Source organism: Parachryseolinea silvisoli (assembly GCF_021190955.1).
Taxonomy (GTDB): domain Bacteria; phylum Bacteroidota; class Bacteroidia; order Cytophagales; family Cyclobacteriaceae; genus Ohtaekwangia; species Ohtaekwangia silvisoli.
In genome coordinates, this window is the sequence record NZ_JAIOAO010000004.1 from 30676 (window position 1) to 48940 (window position 18265).

12 protein-coding genes are annotated in these 18265 nt (G+C 53.3%); 6 read left to right on the forward strand and 6 right to left on the reverse strand.

Translation table 11 applies throughout. From position 1 onward, the window contains the following. Nucleotides 1-8: 8 nt before the first annotated feature. Together K7P01_RS23140 and K7P01_RS23145 are read right to left on the reverse strand one after the other, a co-directional pair. A complete protein-coding gene (locus K7P01_RS23140) occupies nucleotides 9-1694 on the reverse strand; it encodes a PAS domain-containing protein (RefSeq protein WP_267296960.1) in 1686 nt (561 codons plus the stop codon). Nucleotides 1695-1812: 118 nt separating this feature from the next. Further along, a complete protein-coding gene (locus K7P01_RS23145; protein WP_267296961.1) occupies nucleotides 1813-2373 on the reverse strand; it encodes an RNA polymerase sigma-70 factor in 561 nt (186 codons plus the stop codon). A 121-nt stretch (nucleotides 2374-2494) separates the two neighbouring features. On the opposite strand from K7P01_RS23145, the gene K7P01_RS23150 reads away from it, so the two are divergent. From K7P01_RS23150 to K7P01_RS23165, 4 genes are read left to right on the forward strand one after another with little or no spacing between them, the layout of a single operon-like run. Further along, the gene (locus K7P01_RS23150; RefSeq protein WP_267296962.1) at nucleotides 2495-3442 is read left to right on the forward strand and encodes a FecR family protein; all 948 of its coding nucleotides are present in this window, start codon (nucleotides 2495-2497) and stop codon (nucleotides 3440-3442) included. Nucleotides 3443-3489: 47 nt separating this feature from the next. After that, nucleotides 3490-6975 (forward strand): SusC/RagA family TonB-linked outer membrane protein, encoded by a 3486-nt coding sequence (locus K7P01_RS23155; RefSeq protein WP_267296963.1) that lies wholly within the window; start codon nucleotides 3490-3492, stop codon nucleotides 6973-6975. Between the two features lie 23 nt (nucleotides 6976-6998). Next, nucleotides 6999-8531 (forward strand): RagB/SusD family nutrient uptake outer membrane protein, encoded by a 1533-nt coding sequence (locus K7P01_RS23160; protein ID WP_267296964.1) that lies wholly within the window; start codon nucleotides 6999-7001, stop codon nucleotides 8529-8531. 20 nt (nucleotides 8532-8551) lie between these two features. Further along, nucleotides 8552-12124, forward strand: a complete 3573-nt coding sequence (locus K7P01_RS23165) for a VCBS repeat-containing protein (protein ID WP_267296965.1) — start codon at nucleotides 8552-8554, stop codon at nucleotides 12122-12124. Here K7P01_RS23165 and K7P01_RS23170 read toward each other — a convergent pair. From K7P01_RS23170 to K7P01_RS23180, 3 genes are all read right to left on the reverse strand, one after another. Further along, nucleotides 12051-12665 carry a Crp/Fnr family transcriptional regulator gene (locus tag K7P01_RS23170; protein WP_267296966.1) on the reverse strand — a complete coding sequence of 205 codons (615 nt, stop codon included), beginning with the start codon at nucleotides 12663-12665 and terminating at the stop codon, nucleotides 12051-12053. The genes K7P01_RS23165 and K7P01_RS23170 overlap by 74 nt on opposite strands. 74 nt (nucleotides 12666-12739) lie before the next feature. Continuing rightward, nucleotides 12740-13186, reverse strand: coding sequence for an OsmC family peroxiredoxin (locus K7P01_RS23175; RefSeq protein WP_267296967.1), 447 nt, complete (start codon nucleotides 13184-13186; stop codon nucleotides 12740-12742). Between the two features lie 95 nt (nucleotides 13187-13281). Next, nucleotides 13282-14361 carry a phosphatidylinositol-specific phospholipase C1-like protein gene (locus K7P01_RS23180; protein WP_267296968.1) on the reverse strand — a complete coding sequence of 360 codons (1080 nt, stop codon included), beginning with the start codon at nucleotides 14359-14361 and terminating at the stop codon, nucleotides 13282-13284. A 244-nt stretch (nucleotides 14362-14605) separates the two neighbouring features. Here K7P01_RS23180 and K7P01_RS23185 point away from each other — a divergent pair, with 244 nt between their 5' ends. Together K7P01_RS23185 and K7P01_RS23190 are read left to right on the forward strand one after the other, a co-directional pair. Continuing rightward, nucleotides 14606-15112 (forward strand): hypothetical protein, encoded by a 507-nt coding sequence (locus K7P01_RS23185; protein ID WP_267296969.1) that lies wholly within the window; start codon nucleotides 14606-14608, stop codon nucleotides 15110-15112. Further along, a complete protein-coding gene (locus K7P01_RS23190) occupies nucleotides 15102-15857 on the forward strand; it encodes a hypothetical protein (RefSeq protein WP_267296970.1) in 756 nt (251 codons plus the stop codon). The genes K7P01_RS23185 and K7P01_RS23190 overlap by 11 nt, the downstream gene beginning before the upstream one ends. Before the next feature lie 21 nt (nucleotides 15858-15878). Here K7P01_RS23190 and K7P01_RS23195 read toward each other — a convergent pair whose 3' ends face one another. Continuing rightward, on the reverse strand, nucleotides 15879-18185 hold the full coding sequence (locus K7P01_RS23195; protein ID WP_267296971.1) for a transglycosylase domain-containing protein: 2307 nt from the start codon (nucleotides 18183-18185) through the stop codon (nucleotides 15879-15881). Nucleotides 18186-18265: the final 80 nt, after the last annotated feature.

The window sequence follows — 18265 nt, forward strand, 5'->3', positions numbered from 1 at the left end:
TCTTCGTTCTACTTGACTTCCCGCGTAAAACAAGCAATCGTGGCGATCTCTCCTTTCAAATCTCGCATCGGCGAATAACGCGATACAATCGGCAGCGCGTGCCCATTGACCATCGACGTTTCCGCATGCTCAAACTCTTCACCGGCAAATGCGCGGTCATACCGTTCTTTATGCGCCGCATGCGCTTCCGGCTTTAAGATCGAGAAGAAGTCAAATCCTTTCTTAACCTTCACGTCCATCTGCTGCATGCGTTCGGCAAAGCGGGTGTTGTAGGTCTCTATACGATATTTACGATTCAGGGTGAAGATGGCGTCGCCGGAGTGGTTGATGAGCTCGTTGAAGTATTGCTCACGCGCATCCATTTCATTCATGGCACGTACCATTTCATCCTGCTGCGCATTGAGCTCTTCCATATTCTGGCGCATTTCTTCTTCCTGCGCTTTGAGCTCTTCGGCTTGCTGCTGCGACTCGAGCAGCATGGCTTCAGTCTTCTTCAGCTGAGCACGCTGGTCAGTAATGTCGCGGGCGATCAGGCTTACGCCGATGATGGTGCCGACGGTATTGCGTAGCGGGTTATACGTTACGTGGAAGTCGCGGTCGAAGTGGTGGCGCAACGGCTCTTCTACATGCTCGCCGGCCAGGGCGCGCAGGTAAGGCTGCTTAAATTGCTCTTCGCGGCCCGGCGCCATGGCCAGCAGGCTGTTGCCCGGGTCTACCGGTACGCCATAGCGGGAGAACAACGTGCGGAAGGCTTTGTTGGCGACCATGATCTGAAAGCCCGGGTCGACGGTGACAATACAATCGTCGATGCCTTCGATGATCTCGTTATAATATAATTGGTTGTCGCGGGCGCGCTGCATCTGGCGCGACACCTCTTCCTGCGTGGCGACAAGCTCTTCCATGTTCTGGCGCATTTCCTCTTCCTGCGACTTGAGCTGCTCACCTGCCGCCTGGCTGTCCTGTAACAGGGTGCGGGTGCGGCGGGCGTTGCGGGCACTGGAGTAAAGGGCCGCGATGTTCTCGGCGATCTTCTTGAGGAACTCGATCTTATAAGGTTCTACCGCGCGGAAGGATGCCAGTTCCAGCACCCCGACAATCTCGCGGTCCAGCAGGAGGGGAACGATCACCACGCAACGGGGAGTAGCTTCGCCCAGCCCTGAAGTAATGCGGATGTAGCCGCGGGGTACGTCGCTGAGGTACACGAGATCTTTTTCCAGGAAGCATTGGCCGATCAGGCCTTCACCGATGCTCACGCGCATTTCCACGTGTTTCTTTTTCTCGTACGCATAGGCACTGATCAGTTGCAGATGGGCATCGTCGGGATCATCGTCGTTCAGGACGAAGATGGCACCCTGGTTTACGCCGAGATAGTTTACCAACTTGGAGACTACCTGGTCAAACAACTGATGGATATCGTCCTGCTGTTGACGCAGGATGTCCGAGAACGTGGCCAGGCCACGGTTGATCCAGTTCCGCTGTTCTTCCTCCTGGTTGAGCTCGACCATGCGGTCGCGCAACGAGGTCAGGGCCAGCCCGAACTCGGACTGTTGGTCACCTTCATAGGTGGCCTGAAGATTGCCGGATTTAATGGATTCCAGGAATTTAATAGCCTCGGTAAGTTCCAGGCGCAGGGAATCGTTGGTATTGGACACGGCATCCCACCGGTCTTTTTGCAAAAGCATATACCTTTTCATGCAGGGCAGATAGTCGTTCTGGTTGGCAAACGCAACCTCAAAGATATAGAAATAATTTACCCGTTTACGGGTGAAAGTACCCTTGCTATATATTTTTTTATAGTGCGAGACCCCATCATCAGCTATTACCCGATGTCAGAATGGCTATAATAATATAAACTACCCGGTCCAGCTTGATCCGTAGCTTTTTCAGCGCGATGGTAATGTGATATTCCACGGCTTTGGCCGACACCTGCATGCGCTTGGCGATCTCCTCGTTGGTATAGCGGTCAAAACGGCTTAACCTAAAGATGGTTTGGGTCGTGGGCGGAAGTTTGGCAAGCTCCTGGTTCAGAAGGTCGAGCGTCTCTTCGTAGGCCAGTGTTTCATCTGTCGCATATACTTCTTCGCGATAGCTATGCGTGGCGGAGCGTATCAGCTTTTCGCGACTGGCCAGCGAGTCATATTGATCGTAGATCTTGTTCCGCATACAACGGAACAGGTATGCCGGCAGGTCTTGTACATGGCTGAGCTCGGTGCGCTTCATCCAGAGGTGTACAAAAACATCCTGTACCAGTTCTTGTGCCGTGGTTCTGTCCCGGAAATAGTTGTAGGCAACGCCATAAAGCTTCGCCCAGAAGAGTTCGTAGATCTCCGCAAATTCCACATCGGTCATGCCTTCCTTCCGGGTGCTGAACATATTGGGTTAGGTGTTGGTGTAGGGAAGTTATAAAAAAATGTAATCGATGTAAAAAATATTGCAATCGATTTAGGGTGTCGAGCCCCCACAACCTTCATACAGATAGAAACCTTATAGTAAAATGGACTATTACCCTCTTGGGGACCTGATTCGACGGCATCGGGCAGGAACGCTATTGCCGCATGAGCGCCAACAACTTGAAGATTTCTGGCAGCAGGCCATGGAAGATACTTCCTACCTGGACAGCCTGTCACCAGAAGATCGAACGCTCTTAAAAGAAACGATGTTCGCGGAAACGCGTCGGCAAATCACACGGTTGGAGCAACCCGCACGTCCGTGGATATATACTGCGCAGGCCTATCGCATGGCGGCTGCGGTGTTGTTGCTGTTGGCGGTCACGGTGGTATTGTACTGGAAGATAAACGCCATGACTACTGTTTATAGTCTACCCGGCGAACGGATCAGCGTTACGCTGCCCGACAGCTCGCAGGTGACCCTTAACGGAAACTCGTCGTTGCGGTATGCAACCGATTGGAAGAAAAATGGGGAAAGAGAGGTCTGGATAGACGGAGAAGCCTTTTTTGCGGTGCGTCACACCGAGTTCGATACAAAGTTCATTGTGCATACTTCCCAGGAATTGAATGTCGAAGTGCTGGGTACAAAATTCAATGTGCGAAGCCGCGCGGAGCGGTCGGAAGTGATGCTGACGGAAGGCAAAGTTAAACTCGAAGTCGTGAACGGCACCGGTGCCCCGGTATACCTTCGCCCCGGCGAGCTTGCCTCCGTCGTGGGCACGACAGTGTCGACTCACCCGGTGGAAGAGCGTCGATACACATCGTGGTTGCACCAGACATTAGTATTCGACCGCACACCGTTGGCCGAAGTGGCGACACTATTACACGACACCTATGGATTAGAGGTCACGTTTGTCGGCCCGAGACTGGAGCACCGTGAGCTCTCCGGCGAGATATCATCGGCGACGGTAGAGGATGTCTTATATGCCATTGCCGAGACCTTCAACCTCGAAGTACACCGCGAGGGCCAGCATGTGACAATATCATCACCATAAGATACTAACAATCAACTATATCAATTTAACCCAAAACCAAACCCAATATGTTATATCGCTACAACTATAACGCCATACGAATGCTTTGCAGCATGCTGGTACTGATACTGCTGCCGCTGCTGCTACCGGCGCAGGACAGCATGCTGGCACAGGCAGAACGCAGAACCGGTACCCGACCGCTACCAGATGTGCTGGAAGAAATTCGCGACCATTTTGCCATCACATTCATTTACGAGCCTGCTGCGGTAGAAGGAAAACAATTTTCAGGAACGATCCCACCCCGCGAAAAAATAGAACATGTATTATCATACGTACTGGACCCGTTGGGATTAAAATACAAAAAGATCAACAGTCGTACGTATTCCATCTTTCCCAAAGCGCGTACACGCCCTGCGGCCGACGCGCAACTTGCGCAAGCCAATGCAGAAAGCGCCACTGATATATTTCTTTCCCCGGTAGCATCCGTGAGCACGACGGAAGCGCTGGCGGCCGCCTTTGCTGATATCCTTGTGAGCGGCAAAGTAACGGACGACGCCGGTAGTCCGCTGCCCGGTGTAAATATTCTGCTGAAAGGAACGGCGCAAGGGGTGACGACCGATACCGAGGGTCGCTTCACGCTGTCCGTACCGGATGGAAGTGCGGTACTGGTCATTACGTTTATTGGCTATGTGTCGCAGGAAATTACCGTCGGTACACAAACAAGCCTGAACATTGTATTACAACCCGATGTACAGCAACTCAATGAAATAGTAGTGGTGGGGTACGGCACGCAACGGCGCTCGTCCGTTACCGGTGCTGTGACGACGGTTTCTTCGAATGAGGTCGCCGCCTTACCCGTCGCGGGTGTGGATGCCGCCATCCAGGGCCGCGTGCCCGGTGTACAAGTAACCAACAATGGCAGCCCGGGTACAACGCCATCCGTTCGCATTCGTGGTATCGGATCGATTACCGGGTCGTCTCAACCGCTCTATGTAATTGACGGTTTTCCGCAAGCCGGAAACCTGAATAACATCGATACCAAAGACATTGAATCGGTAGAGGTACTGAAAGATGCCGCGGCGTCCGCTATCTATGGATCGCGTGCGGCCAATGGTGTCATTATCATTACCACCAAAAGCGGTGCCCGTGATAACAAGGTACACATCGATGTAGACGCTTATTATGGCGTACAAAAGGCCTGGCGCCAGCTCGACTTGTTGGGTACGGACGATTATGTCAGGTACGGCACGACCCTGCTGACAAATGCTGGCAGTGAATTGCCGAAACGATTCTCGGCGATGGATGATCCGGTCTATACCGGCGCCACGCAAACTTACCGGCAGACCAACACCGACTGGCAGGACGCGATGTTCCGCACGGCCCCCATCTCGCAGGTGCAGGTGTCGTTGTCGACCGGGACGGAGAAGTCTAAATTGTATACTTCCGTCAGCCGGTTCCAGCAGGAGGGTATCATGCTCGGCACCGACTTCGACCGTTACAGCTTGCGTCTGAACTACGAGACGCGCATCAACGACCGTTTTACCTTCGGCGAAAATGTGAGTATCTCGACGGCAACCATCCAGAACCAACCCGAGAGCGGTGCCCGCACCATGGTGCAGCATCTTATCCGCTCGGTGCCCTATATCCCGATACACGATCCGACGCTGGCGGGCGGCTTCCGCGCGCCGAGTGGCAACGACGGCTCTGACCCCGAGAACCCGGTACGCATTGCCACGATGGACGTCAACAAGGACAATGTCATGAACCTGATCGGCCGCGCCTATATTGACGCCCGCATTGTCGATGGTCTGCATTACCGCTTTACCGCCGGGTTGAACTACTCTGTCGTACGCCATACCGAAGACCTGCCTATTTATAGTGACAGCTTCAACGGGCGCACGACGCACAACATTGTGGACAACCGCACAACGACGCTATCGCCGTATTATTCCAACCAGTTGACGTTCGATAAAGTTATCGGTGCGCATACGCTCAATGTTGTCGCGGTGGCCGAGCGTCAGGACAACGCCATACAGGTGCTCAACAGCTCCGCTCAGCATGCCCGCAACGACATTGGTCAGATGGACGGAACGGCCAACCCCGCCGTGAGTGGTAACCTGAATGAGAATGTGCTGCTGTCGTTCCTGGGGCGTGTGAACTATGAGTATAAATCAAAATACCTGTTGAGCGCGTCGCTGCGTCGCGATGGCTACTCCGGCTTTTCACCCGATAACCGGTGGGGAAGCTTTCCCGGTGTGTCGGTGGGATGGCGCCTGAGCGAAGAAGCTTTCTTACAGTCTGTGCCGGCAATATCGGAATTGAAGGTGCGTGCCAGCTATGGCTCGCTGGGTTCTATTTCCAGCGTGGGTTCGTATGAGTACCAGTCTTTCATCAGCTCCAATACGGCCTATGATTTTAACAACACGGCTACGCCCGGTTCGTACTACGAGCGCCTGTCAAATCCCAACCTCACGTGGGAGAAAACCAACATGATCAACTACGGTATCGATGTAGGGTTGTTTGCCAATGCGCTGACCTTTTCGGTTGAGTATTTTGTGCGGAATACCGACGATCTGTTGCTTGACGTAAACGCCACCCCCTCGCTCGGCTTCACGGCGCCCACCAAAATGAACGTGGCAAAAATGAAGAACTGGGGGAGTGAATTTTCCGTGGGCTACACGCGGGCGGTGGGAGCGCTGACATTTAACCTGGGCGCCAACGTGGGTATCATCCGCAATGAAGTGAAGAGCCTCAATACTCCCAACGCGGCGCTCTTTAGCGGTAACAATGCCGACTTTGGCGGCTTTAATATAGCCCGCACCGTGGCAGGACGCCCGATCCAGGAGTTTTACGGCTATCAGACGGATGGCATCTTTCAAAATACGGAAGAGATTCAGGCGGCCAACGCATTGGATGGTGATCCCACCACTAAATATCAAAACAACGCTGCCCCGGGCGACATCCGCTTCAAGGACATCAACGGCGACGGCGTGATCGATGCCTCCGATCAGACGAGCCTGGGCAACTACCTGCCCGATTTTACCTACGGTGTAAACCTCTCGGCCAACTTCCGCAACTTCGACCTGGCCATTTTCTTGCAAGGTGTACAAGGCAACTCCATCTACAACGGTACGAAGGTACTGGAACAAGGTATGCTGCGGTTGTTTGGCGCCGGCACGGCGGTGAACAATGCCTGGACAGAGACAAACCGGAATACCGATGTACCCCGCGCGGTGAGCGGCGATCCGAATCAGAACTCACGCACCTCCAATCGCTTTGTGGAAGACGGCTCCTTCTTGCGGATGAAGAATATCAGCCTTGGCTATAGCTTGCCCGGGACGCTGGCACAGGATATGACACGCGGCACGCTCAAGAAACTTCGTGTGTATGTGTCGGCACAAAACCTGTTTACGATTACCGACTACACGGGCTATGACCCCGAGATCGGCAACCGCTATCAGAACACGACGGGCAATACGCTGATCAACGGCATCGATTACGGTCAGTTTCCTTCGCCCCGCACGGTGATGGCCGGTATACAGTTAGGTTTTTAACGGATCGATAAAGAAACAGCATTATGAGAATCAACATCACAACTATACTGTTCACGGCCACCGCGGCGTTGCTGGCAAATGCCTGCGGCGATTCGGCCCTCGATAAAAAGAGCGAGAACTATGTGCAGGTCGATAATTATTATCGTACCGTAGACGAGCTTTCGCGTGCCCTCACGGGCGCCTACGCTATCTTGCAAAGTAACAACCTGGGTGGGCGGGAATACTTTTTTCTGCACGACTTGCGCTCGGACGACGTGACTGCCGGTGGCGGCCAGTTAGAGACGCCGCGCAACCAGCTGCTGATCGGCTCGCACGGCCCCACCAACGCGGTTATGACGTCGGTCTACAACGGTATGTTCCGCCTGATACATCGCGCCAACGCCATCATTCAAAATGCGCCGGATGCTACCGGCGATGCAGAGCTGAAGAAACGTTTGGTTGCCGAATCCCGCTTCTTACGTGCCTGGGCTTATTATCAGCTGGCGGGGTTCTGGGGCGGTGTGCCGCTGTATACCACCACGCCGATACAGTTTGAAGACTCCGAACCGCAAGCGCGCAGTACCGCTGCCGAGATTTGGAACTTTGTTTACACGGAGCTGAACGCCGTTGTTCCCGATCTGCCCGAAGAGTATAATAAAAACGATTTCGGACGTGCCGGGCGCGGCGCGGCCCTGATGGTACTGGCAAAGGCCTATATCTTTAATGGTGACTATACCAATGCCAAAACCCGTCTGGAGGCTATCAAAGACCTGGGCTATGCGCTTACCGATAATTACTTCGATAATTTCACGGAGGAGACAGAATATAATCAGGAGTCGATCTTTGAGCTTTCATATACTTCCGGTGGTAACTATAACTGGGATGCCGACGGGAACGCCACACAAGTAAACGAGTCCTGGATTCGCTCGCAGGAATATTCGGCGGTGGGGTGGCGTAACCTGATTCCTTCCAATAGTTTGCTGGCGGAATACGAGCCCAACGACCCGCGCCTGAAAGATACCTTCTACTTCATCGGCGATACCTACGGCGACCCCGGTGCGCCGCTGGAGCTTACGGAAGACAAAGTGCAGGGTAACAAAAGTATTTTTAACGGTGTAGAACAGAAGGTAAGCTGGAAGAAATACTCGGTGATGTACAAACTCGACCCCGGAGGATTTTGGGATAAAATCGGTATCAACTACCGCATGTACCGCTACGCCGATGTGTTGCTGATGCTGGCCGAGTGTGAAAACGAAGTCGGCTCTCCCGAGGCTGCCATTGATTATCTCAACGAGATCCGCAACCGGCCGAGTGTAAACATGCCGGAGTATCCTACGGCCGAGTATCCCGTCAACTCGCAGGCTGAGATCACGCGGGCGATCATTCACGAGCGTCGGGTCGAGCTGGCGGGCGAGGAAGTCCGCAACTTTGATATTCTGCGCTGGCGCAAAGACGATAAACTCACCACGGAGCCAATTTCGTATTACGCCCCGATGTACGAGTTGTTGCCGCTGCCACAGGACGAATTAAATAATAACCCCAACATTACCCAGGACGATCAGAACCTGGGATATTAACCCGGTCTCCAACGTTAGGCATGAACAGGAAAGTCTACACGATAGCGTGTTTGGTTCTGGCGGCAGCGATCAGCTGCCGCCAGCCCAAACGTTTTGAGTTGCTACCGGCAGCCTATACCGGCATTGATTTTGAAAACCGTCTGACCGAAAACGATACGCTCAACGTACTGACGTTTGAGTATATTTATAACGGCGGAGGCGTTGGAATTGGCGATTTTAACAACGATGGCTTGTCAGATGTGTTTCTGGCCGGCAACATGGTCAGCAGTCGGTTGTATCTCAACAGAGGTTCCCTGCGATTTCGCGACGTGACAGCCCTATCAGGCGTGGCTACACGACACTGGTGTACCGGTGTGGCCGTTGTAGACATCGACCAGGATGGCTGGCAGGATGTGTATATTTCTACCGTCCATCCCGATCCTAAACATTCCTCGCCCAACCTGCTTTTTCACAACAAAGGTCTCAACGATCAGGGAATACCGATCTTCGAAGAAGTGGCTGCCCAGGTTGGCCTGGCCGATCACAGCTACTCTACCCAGGCGGCCTTTCTGGATTACGACGGCGACGGCGACCTCGATATGTACTTGCTGACCAACGCGATCGAGCGTTATACGCGCAACGCTCCCATCGGTCAGCGCACCGATGGTGGGGGCAAGAGCGTGGATAAGTTATATCGCAATGATGGAACACCCGGCACGTTGCCTCATTTTACTGACGTATCGGCTGCCGCGGGCATCCTCACAGAAGGGTGGGGGCTCGGAATTGTTGTCAGTGATATTAATCTTGACGGCCATCCCGACATCTATGTGGCCAATGACTTTCTGTCGAACGATCATCTATATACCAACAACGGCGACGGCACGTTTACCAACACGATCGCTGCCGCGTTACGTCACCAGGAGTATAACGGCATGGGTGCTGACATTGGCGATATCAACAACGACGGCTTGCAAGATATTCTGGTGGTGGACATGATGCCGGAAGATAACTTGCGGCAGAAGACGATGTTCTCCGGCACAGGCTATGACCGGTTTCAGCAGAATATACGCATGCACTACCAGCCGCAGTATGTACGTAACGTGTTACAGCTCAACAATGGCAACGGGACCTTCAGCGACATTGGTTACCTGGCCGGCATCTATGCTACGGATTGGAGCTGGAGCGCGCTGATGGCCGACCTCGACAACGACAGCCGGCAGGACATGCTGATCACTAACGGTTATCGCAAAGACATTACCAACCTCGACTTCATGGCCTACAGCCAGGAAGCCTCGAAGTTTGGCACCGACGCCATTCGGCTCAAGCATGCGTTGAAAGCCGTCGAAGCGTTGGAGGGAGTACCCAAGCCCGACCTTCTATTCCACAATGAGGGTAACCTGCGCTTTGCCAACGCTTCGCAGGCCTGGGGCATGACACAAGAGGCCTATGGCAACGGCGCCGCTTATGCCGACCTGGACAATGACGGCGACTTAGACCTGGTAGTAAACAATATAAACGAAAGGGCTTTTGTCTACCAAAACACCAGTGTCGACCAGGATGCGAGGCACCATCATTATCTGCCGATACAACTCAAAGGCTCAGACGCTAACCACAACGGTGTTGGCGCGCGCGTTACACTGCACCAGCACGGGCAGCAGCAAGTGCGGGAGTATGCGCCGCAGCGGGGGTATCAATCCACGGTAGAGCCATACTTACACTTTGGCCTGGGTGAAACCACTGTTGTCGACACGGTACATATACGGTGGCCGGGCGGCTACGAACAAGTGCTGACCGGCGTGGCTGCGAACCAGGTACTGACGCTTGATATCAAAGATGCCACGCGGGCAAAGGAACGCGGTGATAAAAAGCCCGCGCTGTTCTTCCAGGAAGTGTCGGCATCACTTCATCTGCAGTATCGCCACGAAGAAGATACTTATATTGATTTTAAGGCCACGCCCACCTTGCCGATGCAATATTCTCAAGCCGGCCCGGCAGTAGCGGTGGGCGACATTGATGGCGACGGTCTGGACGACGTGGTCTTGTGTGGCGCCGCCCGCCGGGCAGCACGTATCTTTCATCAACAACGCGACGGCACCTTTCGCCCAGACTCTTTGCCGGGCAAGGGAAACGAAGATGCCGGCCTGCTATTATTTGATGCCGATGGTGACGGCGACAACGACCTGTACTGCGTGAGCGGCAGCACCGAGTTCGGTGCCGGGCATACCTTGTATCAGGATCGTTTCTATCGCAACGAAGGCGGTATACTGCGCGCGGATACCACCGCCCTGCCCGGCGAAACCAGCAGCGGTAGCTGCGTGGTGGCGTGTGACGTTGACCGCGACGGCGATCTTGATCTGTTCGTCGGCGGCCGCATTGTGCCGCGGCAGTATCCATCCGCACCGGAAAGCCTGATCTTGTTGAACAACGGCAAGGGTATATTCACGAACGTCACTGACGCACTGGCGCCCGCCCTGAAACATGCCGGCATGATCACAGGTGCTTTGTGGACGGACTTCGATAACGACGGCTGGATTGACCTGGCCGTAGTAGGAGAGTGGATGCCCATTACCTTCTATCGCAACGACCAGGGTCGCTCGCTCACACAGGCATTTGCCGAAGCGCCCGGCTGGTGGAACAGCATTACCGGCGGTGATTTTGATCACGATGGCGACACGGATTATATCGCGGGCAACGTGGGGTTGAATACGTTGTTTGAAGCGTCGGCACGGGAACCCGTTTCGATCTATGCGAAGGACTTCGATGGCAGTGGCTCCTTCGACCCGCTGATGTCGCGCTATATCAACGGTCGGGAGCACCTTACCCACCCACGCGAAACCCTGACGGACCAGATCGTACGCTACAAACGCAACCTGACACGGTATAGTATCTACGGTGCGGCTACGCGCGCTGACCTGCTGCCGGCGGAACAGTTGGAAGGTGCATTGGTCCTTCAGGCAACCACCCTGACGTCGTCCTACGTGGAGAACCTGGGCGATGGCCGGTTTGCTATACGTTCCCTGCCGGTGGAGGCGCAAACGGCCCCTCTTAACGGCCTGCAGGCAACGGACATCAACCACGACGGCCATCTCGACCTGTTGGGCATTGGTAACTGCTACGCCATCGATCCGCTGGTGGGACACTACGATGCTGGTATTGGCCTCTGCCTGTTGGGGGATGGTCACGGCGCATTTCACGCGCTGCCGGCAACACGTTCGGGGTTCTTTATAAACAGCGATGCGAAGAGCCTGGCGTTGCTGGCCGGTGCAAACGGTGCCTCGAATTGGTTAGCCACGGCCAATCGGGATAGTCTGCGGGTTTTTACGCCGGTAGCCTCGCGAACCGACTGGATCACGCCCGCGTCGCTCGATGTTGCCATTGAATTTGCATGGCCTTCCGGCAAACGCCAACGCCAGGAACTGTACTACGGCAGTGGTTACTTGTCAGCATCGACGCGCAAGGTTCCCGTTCCCGCAGGAGTGTCGTCGGCAACGCTTACGAACAGCCAGGGGATAACGAGAAGCGTATGGCGATCGCCCGGTATTACCGAGATTTCGCACGTGCGCGGTCGCGCGCCTCGAGCCGCTTCCGGATCCGGCTCAGGGAAGGGTTCTTGATGTTGAGGTAAGAAGAGATATGATAGAGGGGGATTCGTTCTACCAGCTGCGGATGGTTTTGCACAAGCTTGACATAACGATCTTCTACGGTGCTAAAAAGCTGGTCCTCGATGCTTGATTGAGAATACTCAAAAAACAGCTCGGCAATCCGGCGGCCGAAACGTTCCCACGGCTTATAGGTGCTATACAGGTAGTTCAGATCGTGATGCTGAATCGAGATGATTTCAGAGTCTTCCAGCGCCTGGATAAAATAGTAACAAGGCATGCGGTGCAGGAAGCTGCGGAAAGATACAATGAACTGGTTTTCAGAAAAGAAAAAAACATTGCGTTCTTCCTGCGTCCCGGCGTCGATATAGTATATGCGGAAGATACCTTTGATCACCAACCCGAGGTCGGAGCAGACGATATTCTGCATGTTGAAGAAATCGCCCTTGCTGATCTTGCGGGTTTTCCAAAAAGGCAAGCTCACCGCGATGTCGTTCGCAGTGAGCTCGGAAAAAGCTGTTAGCCGTTCAGTGAGAAACGCTTTGTTCTGATCCATATCAATCGTGCACCCGGTGGGGGCGGTACAAAGATAAGATGAGCGCCCCGAATCCGGTAACAGCCAGGTGACACTTACGCGAGCAGCTCGGCTTCAAGCGTGATCTCCATGTTGTTTTGATACGCTTTGCTCACCGGGCAGTTGGCTTTGGCGTCTTGCGTGATCTCGTTAAATCGTTCTTTGGTAATGCCGGCCACCCTCGCCTTGAGCTTTAGCGCTGACTGGGTAATGGCAGCAATCTTCGGGTCGAGCGTTACACTGCACTGTGTTTCCAGCGTAGCGGGGTTAAAACCGGCGGTCGTCAGCAGCAGGTTCAGCTTCATGGTAAAACATCCGGCATGGGCCGCTGCCATCAGTTCTTCCGGGTTGGTGGACGGTTGCCCGTTGTATTTCAGAACGCCGTTCTCAAACCGGCTGGCAACAGAGTAGGATGTTTTGTTCAGGACAGCGCTTTCCGTAGAAATATGGCCCTGACCTTCTTTGATGTTGCCGTTCCAAACGGCGGTAGCAGTACGTTTCATATGCGTGTTTGTTAAGTCGTTGTCGTATTGACAATGCAAACATGCCGTATTACTGCCGCAAGAATTTTCACCTGGGTGAAAAAAACAAAAAAAAGTTACTGTTTACCCGTAAACAGGGGATTCTCCCGTGAAAAACCGCCGCCTTCAAAGGTGATGATGTATTCCGAGTCAAAGTGCGTGCTTTTGCGGTAATAGTCCGTTGTAATGATCTGTGCGCCTGATTGTAACGCCGCCTCGAAGGCACTTTTGTCATTGGCCCGTGCCTCTTGCGTGTCCGAGTCGGCCCGGGTACGTACGATATAACCTTTTTCGACCAGGTTTTTGATCAGGGCAACGTTGCCCCTGGCGTCGTTAACAATGCGGATGGCCGCCTCGGGCGTGCCGGGCTCCGCGTTGGTGAACATGACGCGCCCTTTCAGCGACGGGTGGGCTGCTTCGTACAGCTCACGCTTGGCGCCGTTCTCGTCGAGAATGAAGACAAATTTACCCTGGGCCTCTTTGAGTGTAGGCCATTGCTGTTTCAGGACGGCGGCTTCCAGCGTCTTTTGTTTGCCACGTACCTGGTCGGGTGTAATGACATCGCGGGCGCCGAGGTACTCCAGGATCTCGCGGTCCAGCGCGTCGTATACCGCAGGCGTGAACTTCTCCGGCGCAGTAAAGCCCGGTTTGTCGATCGTTTCGTCTTTAGCGTTCATGGTAATGAAGATCGGGTAGTGGGTGGGGTGTTTGTCCGACCATTGTTTGAGCTGCTCCAGGCACTGCTTAAACGTGAGCGCGTGGCTGCGGAAGTCGATGTCCTGAATGTGGAAGATCTTAAAACCAGGCTTGAGCATGACACCTTCCGGGTCGAAGGGCGGTTGCCCGGGAGCCCACTCCAGGCCTTTGGGATGTGCATAACGGCCGCCCTGCGCGTCGGCATAGACGTCGATCTCGAGGTTGAGCAACCCGAGGTCTAGTTGTTCGAGGATGCTGATGTGGCTATAATCAATGCGCGTCATGCGCAGGGAGTCGCGCTGTTGCAGAATACGAAACAAGGACGGATCAATGGCCTTCTTATAGCTGTTGTGCGAGCCGATCACTTGCAGGTGGTTGATAGGGGTTTTGTCGGTTTGCGCGTGGGCCGTCACGCACAGCAGGATTGCCCAGAACAGGGGCAGCGATATTTTCAGATTCATGCTATGAAGTTTAACCGGACGTATGTTGTCCGGCCATGTCCGAAAGGTAAGGCGGTATCGGGATTTGCGACCGAAAAGCTTTTTTAAGAAATCGTTATGATTGCCGGTAGTGAAGTAAATGGGGATGGACGGCTGCCGGCTGTTGTAAAAAACGGAGATGCCTGGACGTAGCCAGAAAATAATATAGGTATGTATACTAATCCTGCGTGGTTTTCGTTTATTTCGTGTAAACTCTATCACCTGCATGAACTATCGATGTGTGCTAAACGCCATGCTTTTTCTGGTCGTTACCGGACTATGTATGGCCTGTGGATCTTCGGCTACCTACCAGGTTGTTACGGACAAGACGTACCCGAAAGCGGTGAACCAGCCCATCCAACAGAAACTTTTCCTGATCGATGCGCAGAAAGTGCCTGACGCGAAGCTGATCGACTATATTAACAAAAGGAAATGGGAGCAATTCGATGCTAAGATCGGTTACGTGGAGGATGGTCCTACCCGTATCCTGTTGCGCTCCATCCGGCTGTTAAATGAGAAAAAATACCTGGCCTCGTATCAGATGATAGCAAAATTTCCGGGCGACGGGCTGGATTGTCAGGCGCTGATCCTGAAAACGGATTGCCTCCATGCACTTAAAGCCGACTCGGTGGATGTTCGGGCCCGCTATCAGCAAGCGTTTGACTGCACGTCGAACGAGACCGTAAAAGCAATCGCCAAAACCCGTTTTCGCCTCGTAAACTATGGACGTTAAAATATACCTACCGTTGGCAGGCCTCGTGGTGATGGCCTTCGGAGCGACATCTTGTGGCTCCTCCACTCGCTTCTATAAAGACTTTACCAGTCGGAAAACCAGCTTGCAATACCTGCACGATGCGCCCAAAAATCAGAAGCTGTCCGCCTGTCAGGTGCAGGTCGTGAGACCGGTAATAACGGATCCTTCTTTTAACAGACCCGGATCTGTTCGTGCAGCGCGCTCGTACGTCATTCCTGTGATCATCTATAACGAGTGGGGAAGTGAGTTTGACTACAGGCTTGGTAGCGCTTCGATTCAACAAGACGTAGCCTCGTTTGTTCAATCGGCCGTAATCACCGAGAGCTCACGAAGCGGCATTTTTACTGCGGATAGTGCTCGTACTGCGGATGACCTGGTACTGGAAATAGGGATCGACAGCATTGGCGCCCAGGGGCAATATTTTAAGAAAGGATCTTTTATCTATTTGCTTTTTGCCTATGCTTTTGATGAAAAAGAAGGTATCGGTAACTCCATGGCTTATGCACAATGTCGCTATCGATTGCGGAAGGGTGACACGATTTTGATAGAAGATGTTGTTCGTAGCCAACACGCTCCCCAAACACCGGACATGCGTTACGGCTCCCCAAAATTGCTCCGTGCCGATTTCAACTCGGCGCTTATCGAGGCCTTGTCACTTTCGATCAAGGACAACATTGAAAAGATTGTGCAGGAGGTAAACGGGTATTGTCGCTATGCGTACTGATACCAGGATCGCTGTAGGAGGTTAGAAAGTTCCTTCTTCCGTCGGCGTATCAATATACTGGCTGCAGTCCAGCTCGATGTCCAGCTTTTGGGATGGCTGGCGGAATGTACCTTTGTCATAGCCGTCGTTTCGATCGCGATAGACCATGGTCATATATTTATCCCAAATAGGGCGTGCGCTGCGCGTACCTGAACCAAAACTCCAGGAAGGGAAGTGAATGTTGCGCTCATCGCCACCTACCCAGACGCCGGTCACCAGGTTGTGCGTGATGCCAATATACCAGCCGTCGGATGCATTATCAGTCGTTCCCGTCTTTCCTCCGATTTGGTTGCCTACCTTCAGGTCGTAGCTCAGTCCTGCCGAAGTGCCATCGACCTCTTCTACACCGCCACGTAGCATATAAATCATTTTGTACGCCGTGAGCTCGTCCATTACCTGGCGGGTTTTGGGTGTAAAATTCTCTAATACGTTGCCATTCTTGTCTTCTATGCGGGTGATATAAAAGGGCTGTGTGTAGATGCCCAGATTGACAAAGCTACTGTAAGCCGCCACCATTTCATATAACGTAACGTCACTCGTACCCAGGCAAAGTGAAGGTACCGCGTCCAGTTTGCTGGTGATACCCAATCGCTGGGCAAAGGAAACGACATTTTGCGGCGTAACCTTTTGCATGACCTGTGCGGTAATGGAATTCAAGGATAACGCCATGGCCCGGCGCATGGTCATGATGTCGCCTGAGCCGTGGGATCCGTTGGAATTAGCAGGTGTCCAGGGCGTGCCGTCGGCGAGGCGGATGGTGGGCGATATGTCTGCAAATTCCTGGCAGGGACTAAAGCCCGCTTCGATGGCGGTGCCGTAAACAAAGGGCTTGAACGTAGAGCCGGGTTGACGTGTGCCCTGGCGTACGTGGTCATATTTGAAATATTTGTGCGAGATGCCGCCCACCCACGCTTTGATCGCGCCGGTGCGCGGGTCCATTGACATCAGTCCGGTTTGCAGGAACCGGTTATAGTACGCCAGCGAATCCATGGAGCTGAAGAGTGTGTCGCGTTCGCCGTGGTAGGTAAAGACGGTCATGGGCTTTTTAGCACGTAACAGGATGCCCACCGAATCGGAATCGGCGCCGTAGTGTTTCACCAGGTTGCGATACGCATCGGTGCGTTTGATCTTGGCCTCCAGGTAGCCTTTTATTTCCTGCCCCGTACGAGGGTCTACCCAGGGGTTAAGACCGCGTTGGCGCCACTCCCGGTTGAATTGTTGCTGTAGGCCAGCCATGTGGTCAGCCACCGCGTCTTCGGCATCGCGCTGCAGGCGGCTATCGATCGTGGTATGGATCTTCAATCCGGCATCGCGTATATCATAGCCATGTTCCTTGCACCACGCACTAAGCTCTGGATAAAGAACACTACGAAAATAAGTTGCCATGCCTTTGTTTTGGTTTTGCACGGAATACTTCAAGTCGAGCGGCAACGCTTTCAGCGAATCGTAACGGATTTTCGCGATATGTCCACGTGTGTAAAGTTTGTATAACACTTCGTTTCGTTTGCGAAGCGATCGGTCTGCGTGATAATGAGGATTAAAATAATCGGGATTCTGGCACATCCCTACCAGCACGGCCGCTTCCTGCTGGTTGAGTTTTGACGGAGGTTTATTAAAATATGTTTCACTCGCAACCTTAATGCCATACGCATTGCTACTAAACTCGACGGTGTTTAAGTACATCGTCAGAATTTCGTTTTTCGTATAATTACGTTCGAGCTGGATGGCGATAATTAACTCCTTGGATTTTTGAATGAGCCGTTGTGGTAGTTTACCGGCCTTCGCCAACGGCCCGTCGAGGTCGAGCGTATAGAGGTTCTTGGCAAGCTGCTGGGTCAACGTGCTGCCGCCGCCCTGGAGGTTAAAGGTTAACGCACCAAAGATTACCCGTGGATAGGCCCAGAAGTCGATGCCGGAATGGTTATGGAAACGGTGGTCTTCAGACTCTATCAGGGTTTTAACCAGTACGGGTGCAAGCTGCTCGTACGTTACCTGACTTCTGTTATAACGGAAGTAACGCCCCAGCGATACGCCGTCGGCAGAGATAACCTCGGAAGAGAGATCATTCTCCGGATTTTCAATAGCCCGGAGGCTGGGCATCTCGCCAAAAAGGCCGAACAAGTTGATACTAACCACATAAAAGTACAGCGGCACCGCCACGATAAAACTTATGAGCAGGATCCAGATGGCTTTTGTAAATTTCTTAAACCAAGAGCGTTGAAGGCTAAGGGTGCCGAGAACTTTGTGCGCAAAGTTCCGTGGCGGGGAGTTACGGGTAGGTTGTACCATACATACTGTAGGAACCCAAATATAGTGAACCTGGCGGTCTGTTGTATTGCCGTATGATTTTTTCTACTTTAAGCCGCTTA